Raw genomic sequence first — 25,958 nt, 5'->3', positions numbered from 1 at the left:
ACGAGGAGATGTCCATCTGTAGGAGCGGCTTCAGCCGCGACGGGGCATTCCCTGAGAAATGAAATCCTTTCAACAGCAAGAGCTTTAACGGCAACAGCAACAGCAACAGCTTTCGCGCTTTGCGCGAGTTACTTTTCTTTGCTTGTGCAAAGAAAAGTAACCAAAAGAAACACACCCCCGGGCGGGCTGCCCCGCGCTGCGCGCGGGGTCCGCGGACACGACGGGAATTTTCGGAAGGCACATCCATGTGCCTGCCGAAAACGACGCGCATCCTGCGCGTCGCCCCTCACGGGGTTTTACCCGTCGTGTCCGCCAGCCCTCACGGGGGATTAAGAGCAACAGCAAAGCCAGAGCAACAGCAACGGCAGGAGCAGCAGCAACGGCAACAGCAACAGCAACAGCAACAGCAACAGCGGTGATGGAGTGGGGGGCGGGCGTCGTCGTGGTAGTGCAAGCGCGCGGTAACGGCGGCAGTGTCGTCTGAGTGGTGGTGGATCTTCGGGTGGTTGGACTTTCAGGAACGATGATGAGCAACGAGCAAGGCTGGATCGCAACGCGCGGCACTGCGCTGCAGGGCACGCTGACGGTGCCGGGGGACAAGTCGGTGTCGCACCGGGCGGTGATGTTCGCGGCGTTGGCCGATGGCACGTCGCGGATCGAGGGGTTTCTCGAGGGCGAGGACACGCGTTCGACCGCGGCGATCTTCGCGCGGCTCGGGGTGCGGATCGAGACCCCGTCGCCGTCGCAGCGCATCGTGCATGGCGTGGGCGTGGATGGGCTGCAGGCACCGCAGGGCGAGCTGGACTGCGGCAATGCCGGCACCGGCATGCGCCTGCTCGCCGGGCTGCTCGCGGCGCAGCCGTTCGACAGCGTGCTGGTCGGCGATGCGTCGCTGTCCAAGCGGCCGATGCGCCGGGTGACCGAGCCGCTGGCGCTGATGGGGGCGCGCATCGACACCGAGGCCAATGGCGTGCCGCCGCTGCGCATCCATGGCGGGCAACCGCTGCGCGGCGTCGACTTCGTCTCGCCGGTGGCCAGTGCCCAGGTCAAGTCGGCGGTTCTGCTGGCCGGGCTCTATGCCGAGGGCGTCACCTCGGTGCAGGAACCGCATCCCACCCGCGACTATACCGAGCGCATGCTCTCCGCGTTCGGTGTGGATATCACGTTCGCGCCCGGCCAGGCGCGCCTGCGCGGCGGCCAGCGCCTGCGCGCTACCGATATCGCGGTGCCGGCGGACTTCTCCTCGGCGGCGTTCTTCATCGTCGCCGCCAGCATCATTCCCGGCTCCGCCATCACCCTCAAGGCGGTCGGGCTCAATCCGCGCCGCACCGGCCTGCTCGCCGCGTTGCGGCTGATGGGCGCAGACATCGTCGAGCACAACCACAGCGAGCACGGCGGCGAGCCGGTGGCCGATCTGCGGGTGCGCTACGCGCCGCTGCGCGGTGCGCGGATTCCGGAGGACGTGGTGCCGGACATGATCGACGAGTTCCCGGCGCTGTTCGTGGCCGCGGCTGCCGCCGAGGGCCAGACCGTGGTCAGCGGCGCGGCGGAGCTGCGGGTCAAGGAGTCGGACCGCCTGGCGGCGATGGCCACCGGGCTGCGCAGCCTGGGCATCGTCGTCGACGAAACCCCGGACGGCGCCACCATTCACGGCGGCACGCTGGGCGCCGGGACCATCGAGAGCCACGGCGACCATCGCATCGCCATGGCCTTCGCCATCGCCGGGCAACTGGCGCAGGGGGAGGTACGGATCGAGGACGTGGCGAACGTGGCCACCTCGTTCCCGGGTTTCGACACACTGGCGCGTGGTGCCGGATTCGGGTTGCGCACAGCGTAAACGCGTTCATTACACCGGCCGCGTGTGGGCGCGGCCGGCGCAAGCATCACGCCGGGATGTGCGCTCTTAGTGCGACGGCTGCGGACGCGGCGGATCGTTCGTTGGCGTCGAGGGCGCGTCGGCGCGATAGCTGTAGCTGCTGGTGTCGTCGGCGCGGTCCATGGCCAGCCACCAGCCGGCGATCGCCAGGGCGAGGGCGATCACGATCATCCAGGCCCAGGGCGAGCCGCGGTCGGCCCGTGCGTGCGGTTCCCGGCGCGCAGACGACGGGCGGGCCGAGCGCTTCCACGCATCCAGCGGCTGTGTCGACTTGTACGGGGTGGGCATGGCGGCAACTCCGGTGCCGTGGGAGCGATGCCAGTGTCGCCCAGGACCCGTGCCGGTGGTGTCACCCCCATGTGAACGCTGCCCGCGCGGCCGGGTGCCGGTTCAGTTAGGGGCCCGGCTTGAAGTCAAACGGGATCTCGATGCTGGCCGGTACGGCGCGGCCATTCTGCTGCGCGGGGCGGAACTTCCAGCGGCGCACGGTCTCCATCGCCGCGCGGTCCAGGTCGCGCGAGCCGCTGCGCCGCACCAGGGCCACGCCGGCGGGCGCGCCGCTGGCGTCGACCTCGACCCGCACCACCACGGTGCCGGCGTCGCCGCGGCGCAGCGCCGCCGGCGGATAGCGCGGCGGCGGCGTCTGTCCTTCCAGCGGCACCGGGCGGTCGCCCGGGGCCAGCGCGGTGGCCGTGCTGCCGGCGCCATCGCTGCCTGCGGCAGGCGCCGGTGCTTCCGTAGTCGGCGGCGGTGCCGGTGCGGTCTCCACCAGCTTCGGCGCGTCGCCGGCGGGCGCCGGCTTGGCCTGCGGCATGCTGCTGGCGGCGCTGCCGGCCGGCAGCGGCTCGGGCAGCGGCTTCACCTGTTCGGTCTCCTGCTGCACCTGCGCTGGCTGCGGCTTGTAGAAATCGTTGTCCTTGCGTCCGACCAGCCACACCACCAGGAACAGCAGCAGGCCGGCGACGAAGGCGATGCCGACGATCGCGAGCAGGCGCCGCGGCAGGTGCAGCACGATGCCGGGCTTGGAAGACGAAGGCGACGTGGACATGGGGCTCACCGTGGGGGACCGCCCGATTCTGGCATAGCCGCGGTGAATCGCGCGCCGCGTCCGGCGCGGGTCGGCAAAACCGCGGCGGACAGGCGATAATCCCGGGTTCGTTCCCCCTGGCACCCCGCGCCCATGCTCGATCCCGCTCTGCTTCGCCAACAGCCCGCCGACCTCGCCGAGCGCCTGCGCACCAGCCGCGGCTATGCGCTGGACGTGGCCGTCCTGGAGGCCCTGGAGGCCGACCGCAAGCGCATCCAGGTGCGGACCCAGGAACTGCAGAGCCTGCGCAACAGCCGCTCCAAGGCGATCGGCCAGGCCAAGGCCAAGGGCGAGGACGTGACCGCGCTGATGGCCGAAGTGGCCGGCTTCGGCGACGAGCTGAAGGCTTCCGAGCAGCGCCTGGACGAGATCCGCGCGCAGCTGGAGACGCTGGCGCTGGAGATTCCCAACCTGCCGCAGGCCGACGTGCCGGCCGGCAAGGACGAGGCCGACAACGTCGAACTGCAGCGCTGGGGCAGCCCGCGCAGCTTCGATTTCGAGGTCAAGGACCATGTCGAACTCGGCGCACGCCACGGCTGGCTGGACGGCGAGTCGGCGGCCAAGCTGTCGGGCGCGCGATTCACCGTGCTGCGCGGGCCGATCGCGCGCCTGCACCGCGCCCTGGCGCAGTTCATGCTGGACCTGCACACCGGCCCGCACGCCTACCAGGAAACCAACGTGCCGGTGATCGTCAACGCCGACAGCCTGTACGGCACCGGCCAGTTGCCGAAGTTCGAGGAAGACATGTTCGCCACCGCGCTGGGCGAACAGAAGCGCTACCTGATCTCCACCTCGGAGATCTCGCTGACCAACCTGGTGCGCGACGAGATCGTCGAGGCCGAGCGCTTGCCGCTGCGCATGACCGCGCACTCGCTGTGCTTCCGTTCCGAGGCCGGCAGCGGCGGCCGCGACACCCGCGGCATGATCCGCCAGCACCAGTTCGAGAAGGTGGAACTGGTCAGCGTGTGCCGCCCGGAAGATAGCGCCGCCGAACACGAGCGCATGACCCGCTGCGCCGAAGTGGTGCTGGAAACGCTGGGCCTGCCGTACCGCAAGATGCTGCTGTGCACCGGCGACATGGGCTTCTCCGCCAGCAAGACCTACGACCTGGAAGTCTGGCTGCCCTCGCAGCAGACCTATCGCGAGATCTCCTCCTGCTCCAACTGCGGCGATTTCCAGGCGCGGCGCATGCAGGCGCGCTGGCGCAACCCGGCCACCGGCAAGCCCGAGCTGCTGCACACGCTCAACGGCTCCGGCACCGCGGTCGGCCGCGCCATGATCGCGGTGATGGAGAACTACCAGAACGCCGACGGCTCGATCACCGTGCCCGACGCGCTGCGCCCGTACATGGGCGGGGCCGAGCGGATCGGCTGATTGCGCCGACCCGGGCATCGGCTCCGGGCGATCCTCTGGCGTCGCCGCTGTTGTGGCGGCGACGCGCTGTGTGCGACTGCGCGTGCGGGCTTGATTGCCCATTTCGCACGCGACGCGCTGTGCACCCGCATGTTGTCGACCTGGCGGGGCAGGGCAGTCGCCTGCCCGCCCATGCACGCCATGCAGCACTCGCCGCAAACGGCGTCCCGCGTGCACCAGACCTCGCACCCGTCACTTCGCGCTAGCCCGGCCAGGGTTACCCTGGGTCGTCCAGGCGTGCCTGCGTCCTGCGAGCGCGACCGGCGTCCCTGCAGCGCAAATCGTTGTAGGAGTAGAATGAACAGGATCCGATTGTCCCCATCGTTCTAAATATCGAAAGAACATGCACGACCTCAACGATCTGTACTACTTCGCCATGGTGGTCGACCACGGCGGGTTCGCCGCCGCCGAACGCGCCCTGGGCATCCCCAAGTCGCGCCTGAGCCGTCGCATCAGCCAGCTGGAGAGCGATCTGGGCGTGCGCCTGCTGCAGCGCTCAACGCGTCGCTTCGCCGTCACCGACCTGGGCATGAGCGTGCATCGCCACGCCCAGACCATGCTGGCCGAGGCGCAGGCTGCGCGCGAAGTGGTCGACCGGCTCAGCGCCGAGCCGCGCGGGCTGGTGCGGGTCAGCGTGCCGGTGTCGCTGGCGCAGATGCAGCTGCCCAAGCTGCTGCCGATGTTCCTCGACCAGTACCCCAAGGTGCGGTTGCAGTTGAACATCAGCAACCGCCGTGTCGACATCATCAACGAAGGCTACGACGTCGCCCTGCGCGTGCGTTCGCGCCTGGACGACGACGGCAGCCTGGTGATGCGCAGCTTCGGCCAGGTCCAGGAACTGCTGGTCGCCAGCCCCAAGTACCTGGACCGCGCCGGCCGCCCCAAGGACCCAGAGGAACTGACCTCGCACGTCACCCTCAGCATCAGCGAGGACGAGGCGCGGCAGCGCTGGGAACTGCACGGCCCGGCCGGCGAAGTGCGCCGCGTCGACCTGCAGCCGCGCGTGGCCGGCTTCGACTTCCCGCTGCTGCAGTCCATGGTCAAGGATGGCTTCGGCATCACCCTGCTGCCCGAGACCGTCTGCGCCGAAGCCGTGCGCAACGGCGAACTGGAAGTGGTGCTGCCGGAGTGGTCGCTGCCACAGGGCATCTGCCACGCCGTGTTCGCTTCGCGCCGCGGCCTGCTGCCGGCGGTGCGCGTGTTCATCGACTTCCTCGCCGAACACCTGCCGCGCCAGATCGAAGCCTCGCGCCTGGACTGCGGCGGCAACTGCCCCGAACGCACCAAGGCCAAGCATTCGACCCTGGGCGCGATGGCGGTCGAGGCGGGTTGATCCAGACGCCGGCCGGGCACGCTGGCCGAGCAAAACCGACGCGGGCGTGCGAAAATGCGCGCCTGTGTTTGTGGCCCGGTCGTGCTGCATCGTGTCGTTAGAGGCAGCGATCGCCTCAAACGGGGCAGGCACAGTAGCGTCGCACTCCTGCGACGTTGCGCTTCAAGCGGCTGCGACGCTCGTCCGCAGCACCGCCGCGTTCGCAAACGGAGAGATGGCCGAGCGGTTTAAGGCACCGGTCTTGAAAACCGGCGAAGGGTCAAACCTTCCGTGGGTTCGAATCCCACTCTCTCCGCCAACGTGCTTACCGAGTGAGTAGATGTAGGTATTGAACCTTTTGGTGCGATTATTTATCTACTTTTGGGGATTAAAAATTAATTGGCGGCAGCTGTTTGTTTTTAATTGAAGTTGCGGATGAATTTTTAGGTCTGGCACGCTGCTAATCAGGTGATGGGGTTATCTTGCATTGATGGCTGCGAATGTTAGAGTGTTTGACTAATTCTGGATTTTATGGAGGGGGGAATTTATGAACTGGAAGGACACTATAGTCGGCTCTCTAGCGACTCTGGCAGTGACAGTCGTTGCTAGCGTGATTGTTTACTATGTGACTAAAGAGCCAGTTAATAAGCCTGTAGAGGATTTATACTACACTGTAAAGGGCGCAAGTCAGTTTTCAGGTGATAAACAAAAAATATCTTTTAGCACTATGGATGTGGGAAATTCTGGCGAGGTGCCTGCAAGTAATGTTGTTGCAACTATAAAATTTTCCGCTGGTGCGGTTCAAGATATAGCGATTGATGCTCCTCAAGGTCCTCGAGTAGAGCAGGAAATTCATGGGAATGAAGTGCTGCTAAAATTCCCCAAATTGCTGCCGCGCGAAGTCGTTACTGTAAACTTTCTCATAACTGGCCCAAGTAAACCAGTTGTTACGCTGCGTAGTGATGATAGCTTTGGTAAAGCAAAAGCCTGGGCGCCAGCGATTGATTCTTCAGATACCAGAAGTGCCAAGTTTAATCGTGCGTCGGGGAATATTGTTCCCATATCTGTGGCCATTTTCGCTCTGGTGGTTTTTTGGGCATATAAAAAATATAAAAAGTCTAAAATTCGGTATACTGATGGCATGGTTGCTGATAAAAATAATGCTGCATTCACGCTTTTGCATAGCGCTCTGGTTTCGGATGCCGCAAATATACTTTCCGCATCTATCAGGCAAGGGAGGTATGATGCATTCACGCTTTCTAATCTGGCGCTTTGTGAAAAGCTAACCGGGGACGGTGAAAAGGCAAGGCGACTTCTAGATGCGGCAAATTTTGGTGGTCAATCAAGGCATGCTGAGGCTGTTGTAGCGTTCAACATGGCAATCATTAGTTTTCTCGATGATGATGTTAGTAAATTCTCTAAGCATCTATCCAGGGCATATTCATTGTCGAAGGCTGAAATTAAAGGATACGTTGATAGGTCTGTTCATTTCAAAGAATTTAGGGTGAATCCAAATGTTGATAAGATAATTATTGACATAGAGGGTTTGGCTTTCGCGAAAGCTTAGTTCTATCAGCTAATGATTTATTCGCTGAATTGAATGGCGGCTAAGGGTTGCATTGCTTGAAGAGTAAACAAAAATATTTTCCGCCATTTAATTCATTCGATGGGTTGAAAATTTTAGTAACCTAGTGATACCGTCCGGCCGAGCTTCCAGAAGGGTCATCCGGTTTGGCGAGCAAAGCGTCTCTAGGACAGTGGCGGACACGGATGCTGGCCGGGATCGGTGGCATTGCCGCGATCGTGGTGGGGTGGGGCATCGGCTTGTTCGAGGCCAAGGAGGTGCCGGTGCCGCCCGCGTTGCATGCCGGAAAGGACGTCGCCGCAGGCGAATGGTCGCTGCGCTTCGATCACGTAGAGAGCAGTGACCGGTTACCGGATGGCGAGTTGGTGTCGCGCGACGGTCGCAAGGCGATCATGCTGTATCTGCAGGCGACCAATCGCACCACGCAGACCAGCGGATCGCTGGTGCAGGCAGTGGCGTTGAAGGCACCGCCGCGCGGGGCCGATGCGCGGCCGACGGCCTATCTGTTGCGCGATCGCGCGGCGACCACCGAGTTGCAACCTGGCCTGCCGGAACAGGTCGCTCTGGTGTGGACGTATCCGGCGACGGAGCAGACGGCTGCGCGCCTGCGCTTCGACGTCACCGCTAGGACTTTCAAGGCCTTCGACAATCTCTACGCGCAGCCGCTGTGGACCGATCCGCATCCGGTCGGGGTCGTGGAACTGCCGCTTGGCGCAGCGCGTGCCGGCGCACAGGCGGGTGAACCGTGAAGCGGCTGGCTGGCATCGCGATCCTGGTGCTCGGCTTCGTGCTGCTTGCCGGGATGCGCTGGACGATGCCGCGCTACGAGCGCATTACGGGCCCGATCGCGGTGTCCGGAGCGCCGGGCGGTTGGGTGCAGACCGACAATCTGGCTGTGGACGCCGGCGCGCCGCAACTCGCGCATACGATCCGCTTCAAGGCGGCGGGCGCAGTGCAGCAGCGCGACAGCGGCGGGGTGTGGCTGGTGGTGCCGGTGCGGTCGAAGGTCGCGCGCGCGACCGCGCGCGTGTACGGCCGGGTCTGGGCGACGCCCGATGGCCGTCGTTATCGCGCCAGCGGCCGCGCGGAGATGGGCGATGCGGTGTTGTCGTCGATCAAGACGCTGCAGCCCGGGCTGGAGCGCAAGGACGTGCTGGTGTTCGAACTGCCTTCCGCGCTCGCCAGGGCAGGCGGCACGCTGGTGCTGTCGGAAGACCGCGACCCGCAGCTGACGGCCGAGGCGCAGGTGCGCTATCCGCCCCTCCCGCCCGCAGCGGCGGTCACCGATGTGCTCGATCTGGATGCGCTGCATGCACGCCTCTGACCGCGACGTGGCCCCGGCCGTTTCCGAGCGGCGCACGCGCTGGCTCGCGCTGGCGGCATTGGTGGTGCTGGTGCCATGCACGATGGCCGCGACCGGCTGGCGCGACGTGCGGGAACTGTTGCATGCGCGCGAATGGCGGCCGGTGGATGTGGCGATGGCGCAGACCGTGGACTACGACGGCGCCGCCGTTCGGCTCGCCTCGGTCGATGTGCTGCCGCTTGAGCCAGGACTGCCCGCCGATCGCACGTTCGTGCGCACGCGGCTGACGCTGGTGCCGGGTGCATCCGGCGCGCAGTGGAGCGATTGCACGCTCAAGCTGGTCGACGGTGCCGGTCGCTCCTGGTCGGCGATCGATACCGTGCCGGACCTGTTGCGGCGTGCCCTGGCCAAGCCTGGCGAGTCGCCCGGCGTGGCCTGTGATGGATTGGCGGTGTCCGCGGCCAAGCCGGGCGTGCCGTTGGCGATCGATGGCTACTACCTGGTGCCACGTGCGATGGCTGCGCAGCTGCAACTCACCGTGAGCACGCGCGGCGGTCGCCCGCACTATCTGCGTTTCGCGCGGGGGCAAGGCCATGACTGAGTTGGCGCTGCGCGGCGGGCCGATGGGGCTGATCGGCGACACGCTGCGGCTGTGGTTCCGCTATCTGCCGCAACTGCTGGCCGTGGCGCTGGCCGGCGTGTTGCTCAACGAACTGCTGCTGCAGGCGGCGGTGTGGATCGGCTACCAGAACCGGCTCGCCGGCTTGCTGTCGCTGACGCTGGTGGTGCTGGTCAAGCTGGTGATCTTCGTCCTGCTGTTCGAGACGCTGCGCCCGGCCTTGCCCGGGGTCGCCAGCGCGGCGCTGGCCGACCAGACCGACGCGACGACAGTACAGGACGAGGGCAGGGCGCGCTTGCGACGCCTGTCGGCGATCGTGTCGCAGGCGCTGGTGCCGTTCTTCGCCTACTACGCCGCCTGGGGTTTCCTTGGCGAGACCATCCGCGCCTATGGGCGCGAGGGCCTGGGGCAGTTCAATCCGTTCGATCCGACCTACCGCGGGTCGCTGTTCGAGGTGTCCGGCGGCTGGTGGCTAGTGGCGTCGGTGGCACTGCTGTGGCTGATCCGGCGCGGCGCGAAAAAACAGAAGCAGCGCAGCGCGCATCCGATGTGGAGCATGTTGATCGTGCTGTGCGAAGCCGGTTGGACCTTCGTCGGCATGTACGTGCTCACCGAATGGAAGGGTGGGCTGTTCCGCTGGCTGGCGCATCTGCGCATCGCCGATCTCGGCCAGCAACTGTGGCAGGGCATCAGCCATCCCATCGGCGTCGCGCATGCCGCGCTGCCGGGCGCGGTGGAGCAGGCGCCGCCGGGTGTGGCGGACACGCTGGTGGCGATATTCTTTTCTGCGTTGTTGCCGGTGGTCTGGCTGGCCTTGGCCGCGCTGATCTACCGCTACGACGTGCACAACGTCGAATTGAACGCGCCGGCCGGGTGGTCGCGCAAGGTCGACGGCACGCTCGGACTGTGGCGGAAATTGCCGACCTGGCTACGCGACTTCATCGGCCATTTCTGGGCGGGCACCGCCTCGCGCTATCGCGCTGCGGCCAACAGCGTGCAACTGGCCGGCGCCACCGGGCTGGCGGCGCTGGTGACGCTGATCGTGCTGTATCGCGCCCTGGACTGGGCCTCGGCCTGGGCCTGGATGGGCCTGACCCGCCTGATCGGCCCGCATCCGCAGGTGGTGTGGCAGGCGATCGCCAATCAGCTGTCGGTGGTGCTGGGCACGCCCAGCGATCCCGGCGACGGCATCCTGCCGCAGACGCTGAAGATCTGCCTGCTCGCGGCGACGCTGGAGCGCGCCTTCCGGGCCGGTCGGAGCTGGCGGGCGTTGAAGTAGTCCGCGCCGCCCGAGCCGTCGGCATCGGGAGGGGGACGCGTCAGCCGGCGGTCGGCACCGATAGAATCAGGGCCGCGACGACTGCGTGGCGAACTCGTCGAACAGCGCCTGCAGGACCGGCGTCCTGGGCATCCTGTCCAGCGGGATCTCGGCCTGTTCGAACCAGCTCCGGTCCGCCTCGGGATGCGGACCGCTGAGCACGACGGTGCCGCGGCCGAAGCTGTAGCGCGCCGCGGCCACATCGCCATTGGCGTAGGTGGCGAGCGCACGGAAGCCGCCCTGGGTGCTCTTCGGGAAGTAGGGGCCGTCCTGGAAGAACACGCTGTCGGGGCGGCCCTTCCAGCGCACCGCGACGGCCTCCTCATCGATGGTGGTGACGGGGAAGCCGGGCCGCCCGACCTCGCCATCGAGATCGTCGTCGATCAGGCCCATGTTGGTGTCATCGGCAAGATAGGCGCCCATGCACAGGCCCAGATAGCCGCCGCCCCGCGCGACGAAGTCGCGGATGGCGGCGATCCGGCGCTCGCCCATCGCCTGCAGCGCGGCCGGAATGTCCTGCCCGCCGCCCGGTTGCACATAGACCGCATAGCCGCGCAGGGTGGCGGGCGTGACGTCTTGCGCCTCCATCGGGCCGATGATGTCGACCTTGTACTGCGGACTCAGTGCCTCGATCGCGTCTTTGGCGGTTTCGGAGCAATCGTCGCAGCCGGCTGCGCCGCGATAGACCGCGACACGGATCGTGGGTTGCGCGTTCGCCGCGGACACGCACGCGAACGCGAGGCAGCACAGCGCCGCCAGTCGCAATGGACGTTTCATGGTTGGCGCTCCTGGCGCAGTCGGAAATTTAGTGCTTGTGCGAACGCGGCAATGCGACCAGTCGGTAGTCGCCGTCGCCGATCGACGGCCCGATCTTGCAATCGGTGAGGCGAACCGCTTCCTTGCCGGCCACCTTGCGCGGCAGGCAGCTGCCGCCATGCGTGCAGAACGCGCCGCCCGACGGCGTGTCGCGCGCGATGTCCACCGGCAAGGTCTGGCCCTTGTTCCAGGTGTTCTGCATGTCGTCCTTCACCGTGGCGAGCATCACCGCGTGACAGTCGGGCGCCGGCGCGCGTGCGCTCGCCAGGGCGGGTACTGCCGCCAGCGCGATGATCATGGCCAGAAGGGTGTTGCGCATGGGTGTCTCCTGTTCGTTGTGGGTCGGCACGGCACGGACGCAAAGAGCGGCGCGGCTGTCGCTGGAGACTGGCCTGGGCGACGTACATTCAGCCGATTCGTCTGCAACCAGGCATGAACAGGCCAGTGCCTCGCTGCGCAGGCAACTGTTCAGAGGGTGGATCGCGCCGCGGCAAGCGCCGACGCGCGCACATGAAAAACGCCGCGACGGGTCTCGTCGCGGCGCTTGGAACAGAACAGGACTGGGATGTCCCCGGAAGCGACGCTGGGCGTCGCCATCAGGACAGGCGCGCTCAGCCGGCAGCCGGCGCCTTGGTATCGCCCGCCTTGACGTCGCCCGGCTGGCACTCGCCCAGGCGCTTACCGTCCAGCTTCATGTGCGTCTTCATCGACATGCCGCCGGGCAGCCCGCTGACCGTGGAGTGCGATTCCGACGCCATCTCGGTGGCGCTGAAGGTGCCGGTGCTGGTGCCTTCGATCTTGATGTCGCCCATCGCGCAATGCATCTTCGCGTCGATCTTGCCGTCCTTCATGTTGAAGGTGTCGTACACGCAGTTCTTCTGCATCGGCGAGGCGCTGCCGAAAATGCTCGACGGATTGTTGATCTGCTCGGCGGTCAGGCACACCTTGGTGGTGCTCGGCGGCACCTTCGGCATCTGCGGCATGTTGCCGGAGCCGCCGGTGGTCTCGCTGCTCACCTGCTCGATCCGCATCTCCCATTCGCCGGGCTGCAGCTTGGCCGCCTGCACCTTGGCCACGTCGGCGACCGAGGCGTTGGACATCGCGACATTGTCGCCGTTCTTGTCGCCGCCCTTGCTGCAGGCGGCGAGCAGCACACACACAGCAAGCGTTGCCGGCATGGTCAGACGCATGAACTTCTCCCTAAGTTATGTGAAGTGCGCGGAGCATAGCCGGGGGCGTGATTAAGATCACGTCGACGCCGCGGACTGCCGCCGGTGCGCGCATGAGCATGCAGCAGGCGTCCGCGAGGGGGAAGGATCGATCGCGGCAGATTCACTCCGTTGCCGGACAAGACAGCCCCTCGGCCACTGTGCAGGCGCGCGAGGCCACCGACAGCGGCGCGCAGTGCGAACGCATGTGTGTCGTGCACGGACCATTCCGTTCGGCTCTGCTAGCGTCGGCGCCGCCGCGCGTGACCTCCACGCCATCTGCTCCAGGTTCGCCCTTCGATGCCCAGCCTCGCCGAACGTCCCGTCATCCTCGAACGCAAGCGCACCCTGAAGATGGCCCGCTCCGCACACGCCTACGTGCGCGGCAACACGGCCAGGTTCTACGAATGGCTGGCGGCGTCGCCGGCGGCGCGCCGCGTGCCGATGGGCCCGGCGATCTGGATCTGCGGCGACTGCCATCTCGGCAACCTGGGTCCGGTTGCCGACGGCGAGGGACGTGTCGAGATCCAGATCCGCGACCTCGACCAGGGCGTGATCGGCAATCCTGCGCACGATCTCATCCGCCTGGGCCTGTCGCTGGCCACCGCGGCCCGCGGTTCGGACCTGCCCGGCGTTACCACTGCACGGATGATGGAGACGATGGTCGACGGCTACGGCGCCGCCATCGAGGATCCGGCCCGCGATCACCCCGGTGCCGAACCGGAGACCGTGCGCAGCATCCGCCGCGAGGCCTTCGGCCGGCGCTGGCGCCACCTGGCCAAGGAGCGTCTGCAGGCGGTGGAGCCGCGCATCCCGCTGGGCGAGAAGTTCTGGGCGTTGGCGCCGGAAGAGCGCGAGGCGTTGGAACGGCTGTTCGCCGATCCGGCGGTGGCGCAGATGGTGCTGTCGCTGAAGGGGAAGCCCAAGGATCGCGAGGTACGCCTGGTCGATGCCGCGTACTGGATGAAGGGTTGCAGTTCGCTCGGCCTGCTGCGCTACGCGGCGATCGTCGCCTTGAAGACCGGCAAGGGCCACTGGTCGTATGCGCTGGTCGATCTGAAGGAGGCGGTCGCCCCGATCGCGCCGGCGGCGCCGGATGCGGGGATGCCGGCGGACAACGCCGAACGCGTGGCCGCCGCGGCGCGGGCGCTGTCGCCGTACCTGGGCAGCCGGATGCTGCCGGTGCATCTGTTGGGCCGCTCGCTGTTCATCCGCGAACTGTCGCCGCGCGACCTGAAGCTGGAGGTCGACCAGTTCAATCACGTCGAGGCGGTGCGCTCGGCGCGCTATCTCGCCTTCGTCGTCGGCAAGGCGCACGCTCGGCAGATGAAGCCCGGCACGCGCGCGGCGTGGCTGCAACTGCTGGATGCCGACCGGCGCAAGGCCATCGACACCCCGTCGTGGCTCTGGGAGAGTGTGGTCGCGCTCGCCGGTCATCACGAGGCCGGCTATCTGGAGCACTGCCGTCGCTACGCGCTGGCCGCCTGACGGCGAATGCCACGCGGCGCGTCCTTCAGCGCAGCGCCAGTGCCACCGGCACGCCCACGGCGAGCAGGATCAGGACGATGCCGGAACCGCGTTCCAGCCACGGCAACGCCTGCGCGAAGCGGTGCAAAACGAGCCGGTTGCCGACCAGTACGGCCACCAGCAGGTCCCATAGCAGCACCACGCCGAACATCCAGGCGCCGTAGAACGTCTTCCAGCCGGCGCTGGCATGCGGCCCGGTCAGCATCGCCGCCAGGCTGGCATAAAACAACGCGTTCTTTGGATTGAGGAGGCCGGACAGCGCGCCCATGCCGGCCGCGCGCCACCACGCGGCGAGCGACGCTGCGGGAGCCGCGCGACCTGGCTGACCGGAGACGTCCAGCGTGCCATGGCCGGCGTGGCGCAGGAACAGCACACCCAGATACAGCAGGTAGGCGCAACCTGCCAGTTGCAGGACGACGAACACGCGGCTGTCCGCGCGCAGGGCCGCGGTGCCGGCGAAGGCGGCGACGATGAACACGCCGTTGGCCAGGGCGATGCCGATGCAGGCGCCGCTGGCGATGCGCCAACCGGCGGACAGCGAGGTGCGGGCAACCAGGAAGAAGTCGGGGCCAGGCGAGAGCAGCGCCAGGAAATGCGCTGCGGCGATCATCAGGAACTGTTCCATCGGGCCACACGTGAACGCGGTGCGTCGCAGTGTGCCGATCGCAGCCGGGCGCGGATTGAACGAAATTGCGCGGCCGCTACGCAGGCGAGCGCCGGAAGCGGCCCGGCGAGACGCCCGCATGCGCCTTGAACACGCGCTGGAAATGCGCCTGGTCCGCGAAGCCCAGTTCCTGTGCCAGGTCCGCGAACGGCGTGCCCTGGCGGATCCGCGCTCTGGCGAGAGTGATGCGTGCATTGAGCTGCCAGGCATGCGGCGTCATGCCGGTGAGGGTGCGGAATGCACGGATCAGGCGATAGCGGCTCATTGCCGCCAGATCGGCCAATTCCTGCAGGGCGATGTCGGCGGCAGGGACGCTGCGCAGGCGTTGCAGCGCCGGGCGCAGCTGCGCGGCGAGATGCGCCGGTGCGCAGGAGGGCTCGATCCGCATCCCTTGCGCGGTGTCGTGATCACCGATGAACGCGATCAGCGCGGCTTCCTTGGCACCGGGATCGACGTCGGAAAACAGCAGCGCGTTAAGCTGGCAGAAGCGCGTGTAGGTCGCCGGCGCATCGACGATCCGGATCGGCTCGGCCGCGCGTGTGGGGGCACCGGCGTTTTCCTCGCGCAGCGCGTGCAGCCAGTCCGCTTCCAGATGCAGCATCTGGTAGCTCCACGCCGAATCCGGCGCGGGATTGCAGGCGTGCACGCGCTCGGCCGGGACAAACACCAGCGTTCCCGGGTGCAGCGCGATCGGGCCGACGTCGGCACCGCTGAAGAGGCTGTTGCCGCTGTCCACCGCGCCGATGGAGTAGGTCGGATGCAGGTGCGGCCGGTAGCAGGCGCGACTGTCGCAGGCACGGCGACTTTCGACGAACGGCAGCGCCGGGTCGCGCCAGAACAGCGCGGTTGGATCGTCACGAGAGAGCCGTGCGGAAGGAGCGGAACGGGTCATGGCGATGCGTCGCGGGGAGGGGAGGGCGCGCTTGCGCAATGCCGCCATGGTACCGAACGGCCCCAGCAGGGCTTGGGTACCGCCTGGGACGATCGTGCATGCGCATGGGCGGTGCACGAACGAATCTACGTGCGGCGCAGAGTGTCAATCGCGCAACGCCGACTGCGGATGTCGTTGACGGGAAACCGACCCAACGAGCATGGCGCAGGTTGCCGCATGCGGGTGGACACGGCGTCAGTGATCGCGCGCGCTGTCCAGGTCCAGCGCCATGTCCCAACGCTCCAGCCCCGGACCGTAGCCGTCCGCCACGACGCGTTCGACAGTGAAGCCGAAGCGCGCGTAGAACGCCTGGGTGTGCTGGCTGGTGTCCAGTTCGATCCGCGCCAGACCGGGGCTGCGCCGGCAGGCATCGAGCCGGGCCTCGGTCAGTGCGCGGCCCAGGCCCTGGCGGTGCAGGCGGCGATCGACCATGCCCCAGCCGAAGCTGGCGACGTGGCCGTCTGCGCTCAGCGCGTGGCCGCCGCAGGCCACGATCGCGCCCGCGCGGACGATGACCAGATAGTGCCAGGCGCTGGTTTCGTGCTGCAGAAAGTGCTCGAAGGCGGCGCGTTCGCTGCGATCGAAGAACTGCGGGACGTTGCTGTCGAACAGCGCCAGGCAGGCGGCGTGGTCCTGTGCGACATAAGGACGGAGGGTGTTCACCCGGGCAGTGTGCCGCAGGCGGCCCGTCACGTCGTGGTTGCGTCGAATGCGGCACGCCAGCATCGGCCGTTTCCGAACGGGTTGTCGGAAAATTTCGCCGGGCCTGTCCGGGATCCGCAGCGGGGTGGTGTCCGGAAGCGGGAAGGGGGAGGGTCAGATAATTCTGACGTGAGATCAGGATTGTCCTGATAACGCTTTTCCCGCCGTGCCAGCATACTGGCCTCGGCCTGACGCAGGGACCGTCGCGCGCCTTCCGAGGACAGCGCTGGCAGGTCACTCGACCCTGCGTGCCGAGCCTTGAGTAAGCTCGGCAGGGTTTTGATGACGACAACATGACGTTTCGCGAGGTGCGGATGAGCACCCCGTGAAGCGTCGTCTTTTGTCTACGAATTCGTATTGCCCTGAATAATTCACGCAGATAGGCTGGATGGTGCGGTATCCGCTGCGTTGGGGTTATAAGAGATGGCCATCAGGGTTTTTCTGGTCGATGATCACGCTCTTGTCCGTACGGGCATGAAGCTGATCCTGTCGAATCAAACGGATATCGACATCGTCGGCGAGGCCGACAGCGGCGAAACCGCGCTGCCGCAGATCCGGCAGCTGAAGCCGGACATTGTCCTGTGCGATCTGCACATGCCCGGCGTCAGCGGGCTGGAAGTCACCGAGCGCATCGTCAAGGGCGACCACGGCACCAAGGTCATCATCGTCTCGGTGCTGGAAGACGGTCCGCTGCCCAAGCGCCTGCTGGAAGCCGGTGCGTCCGGCTACGTGGGCAAGGCCGGCGACGCGCAGGAGCTGCTGCGTGCGGTGCGCGACGTGGCCATGGGCAAGCGCTACCTCGGCGCCAACATCGCGCAGAACCTGGCGCTGGCCAATCTGGAGGGCGGCGGTTCGCCGTTCGACGCGCTGTCGCCGCGCGAACTGGAAGTGGCCCTGCTGCTGACCCGCGGCCTGCGCCAGGAAGACATCGCCAAGCGCCTGAGCCTCAGCGCCAAGACCGTCAACACGCACAAGGCACGGCTGTTCGAGAAGGTCGGCATCCAGGACAACATCGCCCTGGCGCGCCTGGCCACGCAGTACGGCTTGCTGGATCCGACGCACCCGCTGTAATCGGCGACGCCTGTCGATCTGTACAAGGGCGGCCTTCGGGCCGCTCTTGCGTTGTGCTTGCGCGAACGCGCGGACCTGTCCGCAGTGGATCGACTGCGGCCATGCGTCTTCCGGCATCACCGACGTCCCAGCACTCGCGCGTGCCGCGGCCGGAATGACTGGGCGCCACCGCGGCATTACGTGGTGCAAGCACGGTGGAGGAGGTGGCACACGCGCTGCGCCCAGCATCACTCACGACCGCAGCGAACCTTCAACCACACGGACATGCATGCATTGGTGTGCCTTCAAGACACTTCGGTCGCCTGCCTTCCGTGCAATACCTACTCCACCCACCGTCCGTTTTCGTAGGAGCGGCTTCAGCCGCGACAGCCGTACCGGTGATGGTTGTCGCGGCTGAAGCCGCTCCTACGAGTGGTGGCGTATCTCGTTGAGCCACGGCAAAGCGCGCTTCGGCGAGGCTTCGAGCCACTGCCACTGCCACTGCCACTGCCACTGCCACCGTCACTGCCACTGCCACGCCACGCCACGCCACTGCCACTGCTGCGCCGAACGGGATGCGCGGAGAGCGTGCGCGTGCAGACGAACGTCTTGCGCCGTAGCGACGGACGCGTTTCACGGGTGCCCCCAAGAAAAAAGCGGCCCGAAGGCCGCTTTTTTCATGCTGCAACGTAAGGAGCGAGGATCAGCTGCGATCCTTGTGCTCGTCGCCGTCCGCCTTGTCCGCGGCGTGCGAGGCATGCGCTGCGGACTGTGCTGCGGCGACAGCGCGTTCGCGTTCCTTCCGCGCCGCCTCGTCCGCAGCCGCGCTCTCCGCTTGCGTCGGCGTCGCCTGAGCCGGAGCAGCGACGGAGGTTGCGGTACCGCCGATTGCCGACGTGGTCGAGACGGCCTCGGTCGGCGCGGCGGCCGCTGCATCACCACCGTGCGGGACCTTCGCCGGTGCATCGGCGAAGGCGTCGAGCATGGTGGTCTGCACGGGCGCGTAGGCCGGCTTGGCCGGGGCAGCTTCTTCCGCACGTGGCTCCGCGAAAGCGGCGGGCGTGGCGGTGACGGCCGGTGCTGCGCTCGGCGCGGCTGCGGCTGCGGCTGCCGCCGGCGCGGTCACGCTCGCCGGATCCTCGACCGTGGCCGTGGCATCCGCGGCGTCCGGCTCCGCGACCGGCGCCTTGGCGGCGGTCGCGGTCGGTTGCTCGACGGCGGTGGTGACCGCCTGCGGCTGCGGCGCGGCCGGTGCGGCGGCTGGCGTTGCGCGTTCGGCCGGTGCCGCGGCGCGCTCGGTGCCCACGGTGTGCTGCGCTGCCGGCGTCGTCTCGGCGACCGCTGCCGGTGCCGCAGGTGCGGCAGCCACCACCGTGTCGGCGTGGGCGACGGCGGCATCGCTGGCGCCCTGGGTCGCAGCGGCCGGCGCGGTCGGCGCAGGCGCTGCGATCACGGCGTCGGCCGGCGCGGACGGCTGCATCGGTGCGGTGGCCGGCGCAGGCACGGGGTCGACGGCGATCGGCGCGGGGGCCTGGGCTGCCTCGTCGGCCGGTGCCGGTGCACTGGCGGCGGCTGCACGCTCGCGGCGCGGTTCGCGCTTTTCCTGCGGCTCGCGCTTCTCCTTCTCCTGCACGGGCGGCTGCGGCTTGGACGCGGGCGCGTCGCTGGCAGCGTCGTCGTCGAAGTCGAACTCCGGCTGGCTGCGGCTCGGCGCCTGCGCGCTTTCGCCGTCGCTGTCGCCGGCGTCCAGATCGGCGTCGTCCAGACCGGCGGCATCGCCGGCGGCGCCGGCTTCGCCATTGCCACGGCGGCGGCGGCGGCCACCACGACGGCCGCGACGGCGGCGGCCACCGGCATCGCCGGTCCCGTCCTCGCCCTCGGCGCCTTCGCCGGCAGGCTCGGCCTGAGCGGTTTCGGCGGCGCTTTCGCGCTCATCGATGCTGGTCGCTGCGGCGGTCGGCGATTGCGCCGGCGCGGCGGTGGCCTCGACGGCCGCTGCCGGCTCCTGGGACGTGGCGATCGCGCCACCGGCGACCGCGGCGGCGGCCAGGGTGGTGGCGTCCTGCACCGGCGTCACCGGGCTGGTCGCGACAGGCGCGGCCTGCTGCTTGGCGACGGCTTCCTCGGCGCGCGGCTGACGCGGCGGCTTGTCGCCCTGCGCGGCAGCCTGCGCCGGCTCCTGCTGCGGCTTGGGCTGGCGCGGCGGGTTCTGCGGCTGCTGCTGCTTCGGCGGCTTGGGCGTCTGCGGCTGCTGCTGCGGCTTGGCCTGCTGTGTGGCCTGCTCGTTGCGCGGCGCCTTGGGCTGCGGGTTCTGCTGCCCGGCCGGCGCGGCGGCGCCATTGCCGTTGCCGGCGCGGCGCTCGTCGCGGCGTGCGTTGCCGCCGCCGTTGTTGCCGTTGCCGCGGGAGGCATTGCCGCCCTGGCCGCCGTTGCGGTTGCCGTCACGGCGCGCGTTGCGGTCGCTGCGATCGCCACGGTCGTTGCGGTTGCGGTTGCCGTCCTGCGGGCGCTGACGCTGCGCCGGCTCGGCGGCGGCCGGGGCGGGGGCCGGGCTGTCGCCGGCGCCGAAGATGCGCTTCAGCCAGCCGACCACGCCGGTGGCCGGCGGCGCGACCGGGGCGGGCGCGACGACCGGGGCCGGTGCCGGCGCGGCGGCCGGTTCCTCGACCACTTCGCGCACCGGGGCCGGCTGCGAGTGCTTCACATTGGTCACCGCAGGCGCCGGAATGTTCAACTGCGCCTTGGTCAGCGCATGCACCGGCAGCTTGCGCGGGGTGCCGCGCTGGTAGCTGGGCTTGGTGCTTTCCTCGCCCAACTCGTTCTCGCGCAGGCGGGTCACTTCGTAGTGCGGGGTGTGCAGCTGCTCGTCGGCGACGATCACGATCGGCGCGTCGTGGCGCTTCTCGATCTCGCTGAGCGCGCGGCGCTTCTCGTTGAGCAGGTAGTTGGCGATCTCCACCGGCGCCTGCACCAGCACCTGCCCGGTGTTCTCTTTCATCGCATGCTCTTCGGCGACGCGGATGATCGACAGCGACAGCGACTCCACGCTGCGCATGCGGCCGTGGCCGTCGCAGCGCGGGCAGACGATCTGGCTGGATTCGCCCAGCGACGGGCGCAGGCGCTGGCGGCTCATCTCCAGAAGGCCGAAGCGCGAGATGCGGCCGATCTGCACCCGCGCGCGGTCGTACTTGAGCGCGTTCTGCAGGCGGTTCTCGACTTCGCGCTGGTGCTTGTTGGAGGCCATGTCGATGAAGTCGATCACCACCAGGCCGCCGAGGTCGCGCAGGCGCAACTGGCGCGCGACCTCTTCGGCCGCCTCCAGGTTGGTCTGGAACGCGGTGTCCTCGATGTCGCTGCCCTTGGTGGCGCGCGAGGAGTTGACGTCCACCGCGGTCAGCGCCTCGGTCTGGTCGACCACGATCGAGCCGCCGGAGGGCAGGCGCACGCTGCGCTCGTAGGCGGCCTCGATCTGCGACTCGATCTGGAAGCGGTTGAACAGCGGGATGTCGTCGGTGTAGTGCTTGAGCTTGCGCAGGCTCTGCGGCATCACCTGCTGCATGAATTCCTTGGCGTCGCCGTACATCTCCTCGGTGTCGACCAGGATCTCGCCGATGTCGGCGCGCAGGTAGTCGCGCAGGGCGCGGATGATCAGCCGCGATTCCTGGTAGATCAGGAACGGCGCCGGCTTGGCCAGGGCGGCCTCGGCGATCGACTTCCACACCTGCAGCAGGTAGTCCAGGTCCCACTGGAGCTCTTCGGCATCGCGGCCGACGCCGGCGGTGCGGATGATCACGCCCATGTCGTCGGGGATGTTCAGCTTGTCCAGCGCTTCCTTCAGCGCGGCGCGGTCCTCGCCCTCGATCCGGCGCGAGACGCCGCCGGCGCTGGGTGAGTTCGGCATCAGCACCATGTAGCGGCCGGCCAGGGAGATGAACGTGGTCAGGGCCGCGCCCTTGTTGCCGCGCTCCTCCTTGTCCACCTGCACCACCACTTCCTGGCCCTCGCGCAGCAGTTCGCGGATCGTCGCCTTGTTGTGGTCGACGCCGGCCTGGAAGTAATCGCGGGAGATTTCCTTCAGCGGCAGGAAGCCGTGGCGCTCGCCGCCGTATTCGACGAAGGCCGCTTCCAGCGAGGGTTCGAGCCGGGTGATGCGGCCCTTGTAGATGTTGGACTTCTTCTGTTCCTTGGACGGCTGCTCGATGTCGATGTCGTACAGGGTCTGGCCGTCCACGATGGCCACACGCAGTTCTTCTGCCTGCGTGGCGTTGATCAGCATTCGCTTCATTGTTGCGTTCCTCGCGCTGCTACCGCGCGGAACGCCATGGGGTTTCGCTTCTGGTCACGCTTCGTCGCCCATCGCGCAGGCGCGGGGTGGGCGTCTTGGGTTTCCAGCGCTACGACACCACGGCGAGCCGCGGGAGCGCTTCTTGCTTTTAGGTGGTTCAGGACCGGCGGCGACTCCAGCCAGGCTGGGCGCCGCACGGGGCATGTTCAGCGCGGACGCTTGCGGCATCCGGCGATGGCCGGGCAGGCCGGTGAGCCGCTAACATGGCCGCCCCGGGGGCGGTGGTCGCGCACTGTGCCGGAATCGTCGTAAGCCGGGCTTCTGGCCCTCAACTAACTTCCAACGAAATCAAACCCTTATCTCGCCCCCCGAGTGTAACAGAATAAACTGCCTGATGACTTCCCCCCCGATCCCTCCGAAGCCGCGCGATGTCGCGACCAGCGCGGTGCGCATTCTCAAGGTCCCGGAAGACAGGGCCGGACAGCGCGTAGACAATTTCCTGCTCGGCCAGCTCAAGGGCGCGCCGCGCAGCCTGATCTACAAGCTGATGCGCAGCGGCCAGGTGCGGGTCAACGGCGGCCGCACCAAGGCCGAGCGCAAGCTCGAGGCCGGCGACGAGGTGCGCATCCCGCCGGTGCGGCTGACCGAGGAGGGCGAGAAGAGCGCGCCGCCGGATGCGTTCATGGCCCGGCTGGAGGCGGCGATCGTGTACGAGGACGCGCGCTTGCTGGCGCTGAACAAGCCGTCCGGGGTCGCCAGCCACGGCGGCAGCGGCATCAGTTTCGGCGCCATCGAGACGCTGCGTGCGCTGCGTCGCAATCAGTCGCTGGAGCTGGTGCACCGGCTCGATCGCGACACCTCCGGGCTGCTGATCGTGGCCAAGAAGCGTTCGGCGCTGACCGAGCTGCAGGCGCTGATGCGCGAGGACGATCGGGTCCAGGGCCGCGGCATCAGCAAGCGCTACCTGACCCTGCTGGTCGGGCGCATGCCCGATGGCACCATGAGCGTGGATGCGCCGCTGCACATCGGCCTGCGCCAGGGCGGCGAGCGCCACGTGCAGGTGAACGCGGCGGGCAAGCCGTCGCTGAGCCATTTCCGGGTACTGGAGCGGCGCGGCGGGCATTCCTACTGCGAGGTGCGGATCGAGACCGGCCGCACCCACCAGATCCGCGTGCACGCCCAGCACCTGGGGCATCCGGTCGCTGGCGACGACAAGTACGGCGATCCTGCAGTCAACAAGCGCCTGCGCGAGCAGATCGGACTCAAACGTCTGTTCCTGCATGCCGCGTCGCTGGAGTTCGCCCTGGACGCCGGCAAGACACCTTATCTATTGAACGCGCCGCTGGCCGACGAACTGGCCGAGGCGCTGAACCGCCTCGGCTGAGGCCGGCGCGGCGGGAGCGGCATGCGGCCGCCCCGCGTTGCGTTCAGCTGTCGTGATGGTCGTGGTCGTGGTGCCCGTCATGGCGGGCCGGGGCCGGCCGTTGTGCCGGGTGTGATTCGGCCGGCCGCGGCGCCGGCATGCGCGGCGGCGGAGAGAACCGGGCCACGCGCTGCTGCTGGCGCGGTTCCGGCATCGGCGCACGCATCGCCTCGCGCGGCATCTCCGGCGCGCGCGCCTCGCGCTCGGGCGCCGGCGCGTGCCAGGCCTGGGCGCGCGGCGCTTCGGCCGGCATCGCCGCGCGCGGCGGCTGCGCGCGTGCCATCTCGCGGGCGAAGCCGGACGGCTGCATGCCCGGGTCGCCGTGCCGCGGCGGCGGTTCGGCGAAGCGCGGCGCCGGCATGCCGCCATGATTGGCGACCGCCTCGCGCGGCATCGGCGTGGGCGACAGTGCCTGCGGCACCGGCCGGCCGTGGAACTGCGGCACCGGCATCGACGGAGTCGAGCGTGGCGCGTTCGCCTGGGCCATCGCCAGGGCGCGTTGCGGTGCCGGGGCACGCGGCGCGAAGCCGGGCAGCAGGCGCTGGTCGCGCGCGGCGGCCATGGCCGCCGGGGTGCCCGGAGCCGGCAGGCGCTGCATCGGCGGCGCCATCGCCGCCACCGGACGACCGGCCTGCAGCATCTGGCTGGTGAAGTGCGGCATGGTCTGCGGCATCGCCGGCGGCTGGGCGCGGGCCGGCCCGAACGCGGCCGCCGGAGTGCGCGCGCCCATCGCCGCGGCAGCCAGCGCGGCGCCCGGGGCATGCGCGGCGGCGAAGGCCTGCTGCGCGGCCGGCCCACCCATCGGCATCGCCGGGGCTGGCGCGCCGCGGTAGTCGTTGTGCACGTAGCTGCGGTTGTCGTAGTGGTTGTTGATGATGGTGGTGCGCGGCGCGTACACGCTGTTGCGGTAGACCACGTAATTCGGCGCCGACGGCGGTGCGTTCCAGTTCACCCCCCAGTTGTTCCAGCCCCAGCTGTGCCATGGCGGCGCCGGTTCCAGCCAGCCGAACACGCTGTGGTGGTGGTGTTCGAGCGCGTCGCCGACCAGCACGCCCACGCCGAAGGAGATGATGCCGGCGGTGACCAGGTCGCCGGTGTCGTAGTAGGGGCGCGGCGGACGGTAGCGGTATTCGCGGTAGACGTTGACCGGAACGCCGTAGACCACGTCGGGGTCGTAGCGCGGCACGTAGACCACGTCCGGCTGCGCCGGCTCGATGACGATGGTGCGGGTCGGCGGCGGCACCGCGTCGGCATAGGCCGGCGCCGGTTCCACCACGGTGCGCTGCACCACCTGCACGCGCTGCTGCGGGGTGCTGCGCAGGTGGCCCTGCGCCTGCGCGCGCTGGCGCATCACCTGCACCGCGTCCAGCACCTGGTTGGGATCGTGGGCATAGGCGTTGCCCAGCGCGCGGGTCCAGTCGCCGTTGCCGGCCAACTGGTCGACCACGTCCGGGAAGGCGGTCAGCGCCTTGACGCTGGGATCCCAGGGCTGCGACGCGGCCGCTTGCAGGCGGTCGGTGGCGGACAGGGTGCGGTTGTTGCGCAGCCAGTCCTGCGCGGACACCACCTGGTCCGGATACACCGAGGCGGCGAGGGTCTGCGCCAACAGCTTGTCCGGGAACAGCGCGATCGGCGCCACCAACTGATACAGCTGGTCGGCGGTGGGCGGGACGTAGGGGGCAGGCGCGGGCGCCGCAGCGGGGGCGCCGGCGTCGGCCTGTGCTGCGGGAGCGGGCGCGTCTTGTCGCTGGCAGGCGCCCAGCGCCACCACGCTCAGCGCGGTGAACAGGGCCAGCCTGGCCGGCGGCAGGGGGCGGAGATCCATGCGACACCTCATCGGAGCGGGGCGAAGGTGGCCGCAGCATGCGCCGCCCTTGGTGTCTGCGACCTTTCTGCGCGGCGCTGCCGCGCACGCCAGCGAGCCCGCGTTCAGCCGGCGCCGGCGGGTGCGCTCAGACCGGCGCGGACAGGCGGAACAGCACCAGACTCAAGGCCAGCGTGGCCATGCCCGCGACCAGGCCGTACACCGTCTCGTGCCCCTGCGCATAACGCTTGGCCGCCGGCAGCAGTTCGTCCAGGGCCAGGAACACCATCACCCCGGCGATCAGCCCGAACACCGCGCCGAACACCGCATCGGACAGGAAGCGCGCTAGCGCGACGTAGCCGATCAGCGCGCCGATCGGCTCGGCCAGGCCGGACAGCAGGCTGGCGGCGAAGGCATAGGACTTGCGGCCGGTGGCGTAATGCACCGGCACGGCGATGGCGATGCCTTCGGGGATGTTGTGCACGGCGATGGCGAAGGCCAGGGGCATGCCCACCGCCGGGCTCTCCAGCGTCGCGAAAAAGGTGGCCAGGCCCTCGGGGAAATTGTGCGCGGTGATCGCCACCGCGGTGAGCAGGCCGACGCGCTTGACGTAGGCGCGGTTGTCATCGCGAAACAACGGATCGCGGCTGTTGAGGCTTTCGTGCGGGTTGGGCACCAGCCGGTCGATGGTCACGATCAGCACCATGCCGGCCAGGAACGCCAGGGTAGCGTAGGCCTGGCCCAGGCGCGGATCGAAGGCCTCGCTGAATGCGGCGATCGACTTGCCGAGGATCTCGGTCAACGACACGTACACCATCGCGCCGGCGGAGAACGCCAGGCCGAAGGCGAGCAGGCGCGGATTGGGACCTCTGCTGAACAACACCAGCACGCTGCCCAGGCCGGTGGCCAGGCCGGCGCCGAGGGTCACGGCGAGCGCGACCAGGACATTGTGCAGCGGGATCTCCAGCATGCGCCGGCGGCTCCAAGGAAAGAGGCGTCGATCAAACCCGGCGCGGTGCGGGTGTCGCGTGAAGG

Annotated in this window: 22 protein-coding genes and 1 tRNA gene; 12 read left to right on the top strand and 11 right to left on the bottom strand. The window is 68.2% G+C overall.

Annotated elements, in window-relative coordinates:
- Positions 1-523 precede the first annotated feature (523 nt).
- Positions 524-1,837 carry a 3-phosphoshikimate 1-carboxyvinyltransferase gene (gene aroA / locus M3U25_RS06715; RefSeq protein ID WP_355497113.1) on the top strand — a complete coding sequence of 438 codons (1,314 nt, stop codon included), beginning with the start codon at positions 524-526 and terminating at the stop codon, positions 1,835-1,837.
- Between the two features lie 66 nt (positions 1,838-1,903).
- Here the strand turns inward: aroA and M3U25_RS06710 are convergent, their stop codons facing one another.
- Both M3U25_RS06710 and M3U25_RS06705 read right to left on the bottom strand, forming a co-directional pair.
- Positions 1,904-2,164 (bottom strand): hypothetical protein, encoded by a 261-nt coding sequence (locus tag M3U25_RS06710; RefSeq protein ID WP_184502624.1) that lies wholly within the window; start codon positions 2,162-2,164, stop codon positions 1,904-1,906.
- Between the two features lie 106 nt (positions 2,165-2,270).
- Positions 2,271-2,924, bottom strand: coding sequence for an energy transducer TonB (locus M3U25_RS06705; protein ID WP_355497117.1), 654 nt, complete (start codon positions 2,922-2,924; stop codon positions 2,271-2,273).
- A 132-nt stretch (positions 2,925-3,056) separates the two neighbouring features.
- On the opposite strand from M3U25_RS06705, the gene serS reads away from it, so the two are divergent.
- The 8 genes from serS to M3U25_RS06665 all read left to right on the top strand — a co-directional run bounded on the left by serS (position 3,057) and on the right by M3U25_RS06665 (position 10,474).
- Complete coding sequence (gene serS / locus M3U25_RS06700; protein WP_242083164.1) at positions 3,057-4,337, top strand: serine--tRNA ligase; 1,281 nt, start codon at positions 3,057-3,059, stop codon at positions 4,335-4,337.
- A 382-nt stretch (positions 4,338-4,719) separates the two neighbouring features.
- Entirely contained in the window at positions 4,720-5,709 is a 990-nt protein-coding gene (locus M3U25_RS06695) for a LysR family transcriptional regulator (RefSeq protein ID WP_160947841.1), read from the top strand.
- Between the two features lie 208 nt (positions 5,710-5,917).
- A tRNA-Ser gene (locus M3U25_RS06690) sits at positions 5,918-6,007 on the top strand.
- A 228-nt stretch (positions 6,008-6,235) separates the two neighbouring features.
- Positions 6,236-7,255 carry a tetratricopeptide repeat protein gene (locus M3U25_RS06685; protein ID WP_355497122.1) on the top strand — a complete coding sequence of 340 codons (1,020 nt, stop codon included), beginning with the start codon at positions 6,236-6,238 and terminating at the stop codon, positions 7,253-7,255.
- 203 nt (positions 7,256-7,458) lie between these two features.
- Complete coding sequence (locus tag M3U25_RS06680) at positions 7,459-8,022, top strand: hypothetical protein (protein WP_355497125.1); 564 nt, start codon at positions 7,459-7,461, stop codon at positions 8,020-8,022.
- Positions 8,019-8,597 carry a hypothetical protein gene (locus tag M3U25_RS06675; protein ID WP_355497128.1) on the top strand — a complete coding sequence of 193 codons (579 nt, stop codon included), beginning with the start codon at positions 8,019-8,021 and terminating at the stop codon, positions 8,595-8,597. The genes M3U25_RS06680 and M3U25_RS06675 overlap by 4 nt, the downstream gene beginning before the upstream one ends.
- The gene (locus M3U25_RS06670) at positions 8,584-9,177 is read left to right on the top strand and encodes a hypothetical protein (protein WP_355497131.1); all 594 of its coding nucleotides are present in this window, start codon (positions 8,584-8,586) and stop codon (positions 9,175-9,177) included. Before M3U25_RS06675 ends, M3U25_RS06670 begins: the two co-directional genes overlap by 14 nt.
- The gene (locus M3U25_RS06665) at positions 9,170-10,474 is read left to right on the top strand and encodes a hypothetical protein (protein WP_355497134.1); all 1,305 of its coding nucleotides are present in this window, start codon (positions 9,170-9,172) and stop codon (positions 10,472-10,474) included. Before M3U25_RS06670 ends, M3U25_RS06665 begins: the two co-directional genes overlap by 8 nt.
- 66 nt (positions 10,475-10,540) lie before the next feature.
- On the opposite strand, the gene M3U25_RS06660 is transcribed toward M3U25_RS06665, so the two are convergent.
- The 3 genes from M3U25_RS06660 to M3U25_RS06650 form a co-directional block, all read right to left on the bottom strand.
- Positions 10,541-11,290 carry a BPL-N domain-containing protein gene (locus M3U25_RS06660; RefSeq protein WP_355497137.1) on the bottom strand — a complete coding sequence of 250 codons (750 nt, stop codon included), beginning with the start codon at positions 11,288-11,290 and terminating at the stop codon, positions 10,541-10,543.
- Between the two features lie 28 nt (positions 11,291-11,318).
- Complete coding sequence (locus tag M3U25_RS06655; RefSeq protein ID WP_242083182.1) at positions 11,319-11,648, bottom strand: hypothetical protein; 330 nt, start codon at positions 11,646-11,648, stop codon at positions 11,319-11,321.
- A 292-nt stretch (positions 11,649-11,940) separates the two neighbouring features.
- On the bottom strand, positions 11,941-12,519 hold the full coding sequence (locus M3U25_RS06650) for a DUF3617 domain-containing protein (RefSeq protein WP_263392897.1): 579 nt from the start codon (positions 12,517-12,519) through the stop codon (positions 11,941-11,943).
- Between the two features lie 318 nt (positions 12,520-12,837).
- On the opposite strand from M3U25_RS06650, the gene M3U25_RS06645 reads away from it, so the two are divergent.
- Positions 12,838-14,025: a DUF2252 family protein gene (locus M3U25_RS06645; protein WP_355497140.1), complete on the top strand. Its 1,188-nt coding sequence runs from the start codon at positions 12,838-12,840 to the stop codon at positions 14,023-14,025.
- Between the two features lie 25 nt (positions 14,026-14,050).
- Here M3U25_RS06645 and M3U25_RS06640 read toward each other — a convergent pair whose 3' ends face one another.
- From M3U25_RS06640 to M3U25_RS06630, 3 genes are all read right to left on the bottom strand, one after another.
- Positions 14,051-14,689, bottom strand: a complete 639-nt coding sequence (locus tag M3U25_RS06640) for a LysE family translocator (RefSeq protein WP_355497142.1) — start codon at positions 14,687-14,689, stop codon at positions 14,051-14,053.
- Positions 14,690-14,765: 76 nt separating this feature from the next.
- Complete coding sequence (locus M3U25_RS06635; protein WP_355497145.1) at positions 14,766-15,620, bottom strand: AraC family transcriptional regulator; 855 nt, start codon at positions 15,618-15,620, stop codon at positions 14,766-14,768.
- A gap of 234 nt (positions 15,621-15,854) precedes the next feature.
- Entirely contained in the window at positions 15,855-16,322 is a 468-nt protein-coding gene (locus M3U25_RS06630) for a GNAT family N-acetyltransferase (protein WP_355497148.1), read from the bottom strand.
- A gap of 462 nt (positions 16,323-16,784) precedes the next feature.
- Between M3U25_RS06630 and M3U25_RS06625 the strand changes: the two genes are divergently transcribed.
- Positions 16,785-17,432, top strand: a complete 648-nt coding sequence (locus tag M3U25_RS06625; protein WP_355497152.1) for a response regulator — start codon at positions 16,785-16,787, stop codon at positions 17,430-17,432.
- Between the two features lie 682 nt (positions 17,433-18,114).
- Here the strand turns inward: M3U25_RS06625 and M3U25_RS06620 are convergent.
- On the bottom strand, positions 18,115-21,687 hold the full coding sequence (locus M3U25_RS06620) for an Rne/Rng family ribonuclease (protein ID WP_355497734.1): 3,573 nt from the start codon (positions 21,685-21,687) through the stop codon (positions 18,115-18,117).
- 403 nt (positions 21,688-22,090) lie between these two features.
- On the opposite strand from M3U25_RS06620, the gene M3U25_RS06615 reads away from it, so the two are divergent.
- Positions 22,091-23,080: an RluA family pseudouridine synthase gene (locus M3U25_RS06615; RefSeq protein ID WP_355497156.1), complete on the top strand. Its 990-nt coding sequence runs from the start codon at positions 22,091-22,093 to the stop codon at positions 23,078-23,080.
- A gap of 43 nt (positions 23,081-23,123) precedes the next feature.
- Here the strand turns inward: M3U25_RS06615 and M3U25_RS06610 are convergent, their stop codons facing one another.
- Complete coding sequence (locus tag M3U25_RS06610) at positions 23,124-24,944, bottom strand: DUF3300 domain-containing protein (protein ID WP_355497159.1); 1,821 nt, start codon at positions 24,942-24,944, stop codon at positions 23,124-23,126.
- 127 nt (positions 24,945-25,071) lie between these two features.
- Positions 25,072-25,893 (bottom strand): zinc transporter ZupT, encoded by an 822-nt coding sequence (zupT, locus tag M3U25_RS06605; protein ID WP_019798069.1) that lies wholly within the window; start codon positions 25,891-25,893, stop codon positions 25,072-25,074.
- Between the last annotated feature and the right edge of the window lie 65 nt (positions 25,894-25,958).

Source organism: Xanthomonas sp. PPL134, from assembly GCF_040595915.1.
GTDB lineage: Bacteria > Pseudomonadota > Gammaproteobacteria > Xanthomonadales > Xanthomonadaceae > Xanthomonas_A > Xanthomonas_A indica.
The sequence above is the reverse complement of the archived record's forward strand: the minus strand, read 5'-3'. Positions and strand labels throughout refer to the sequence as shown.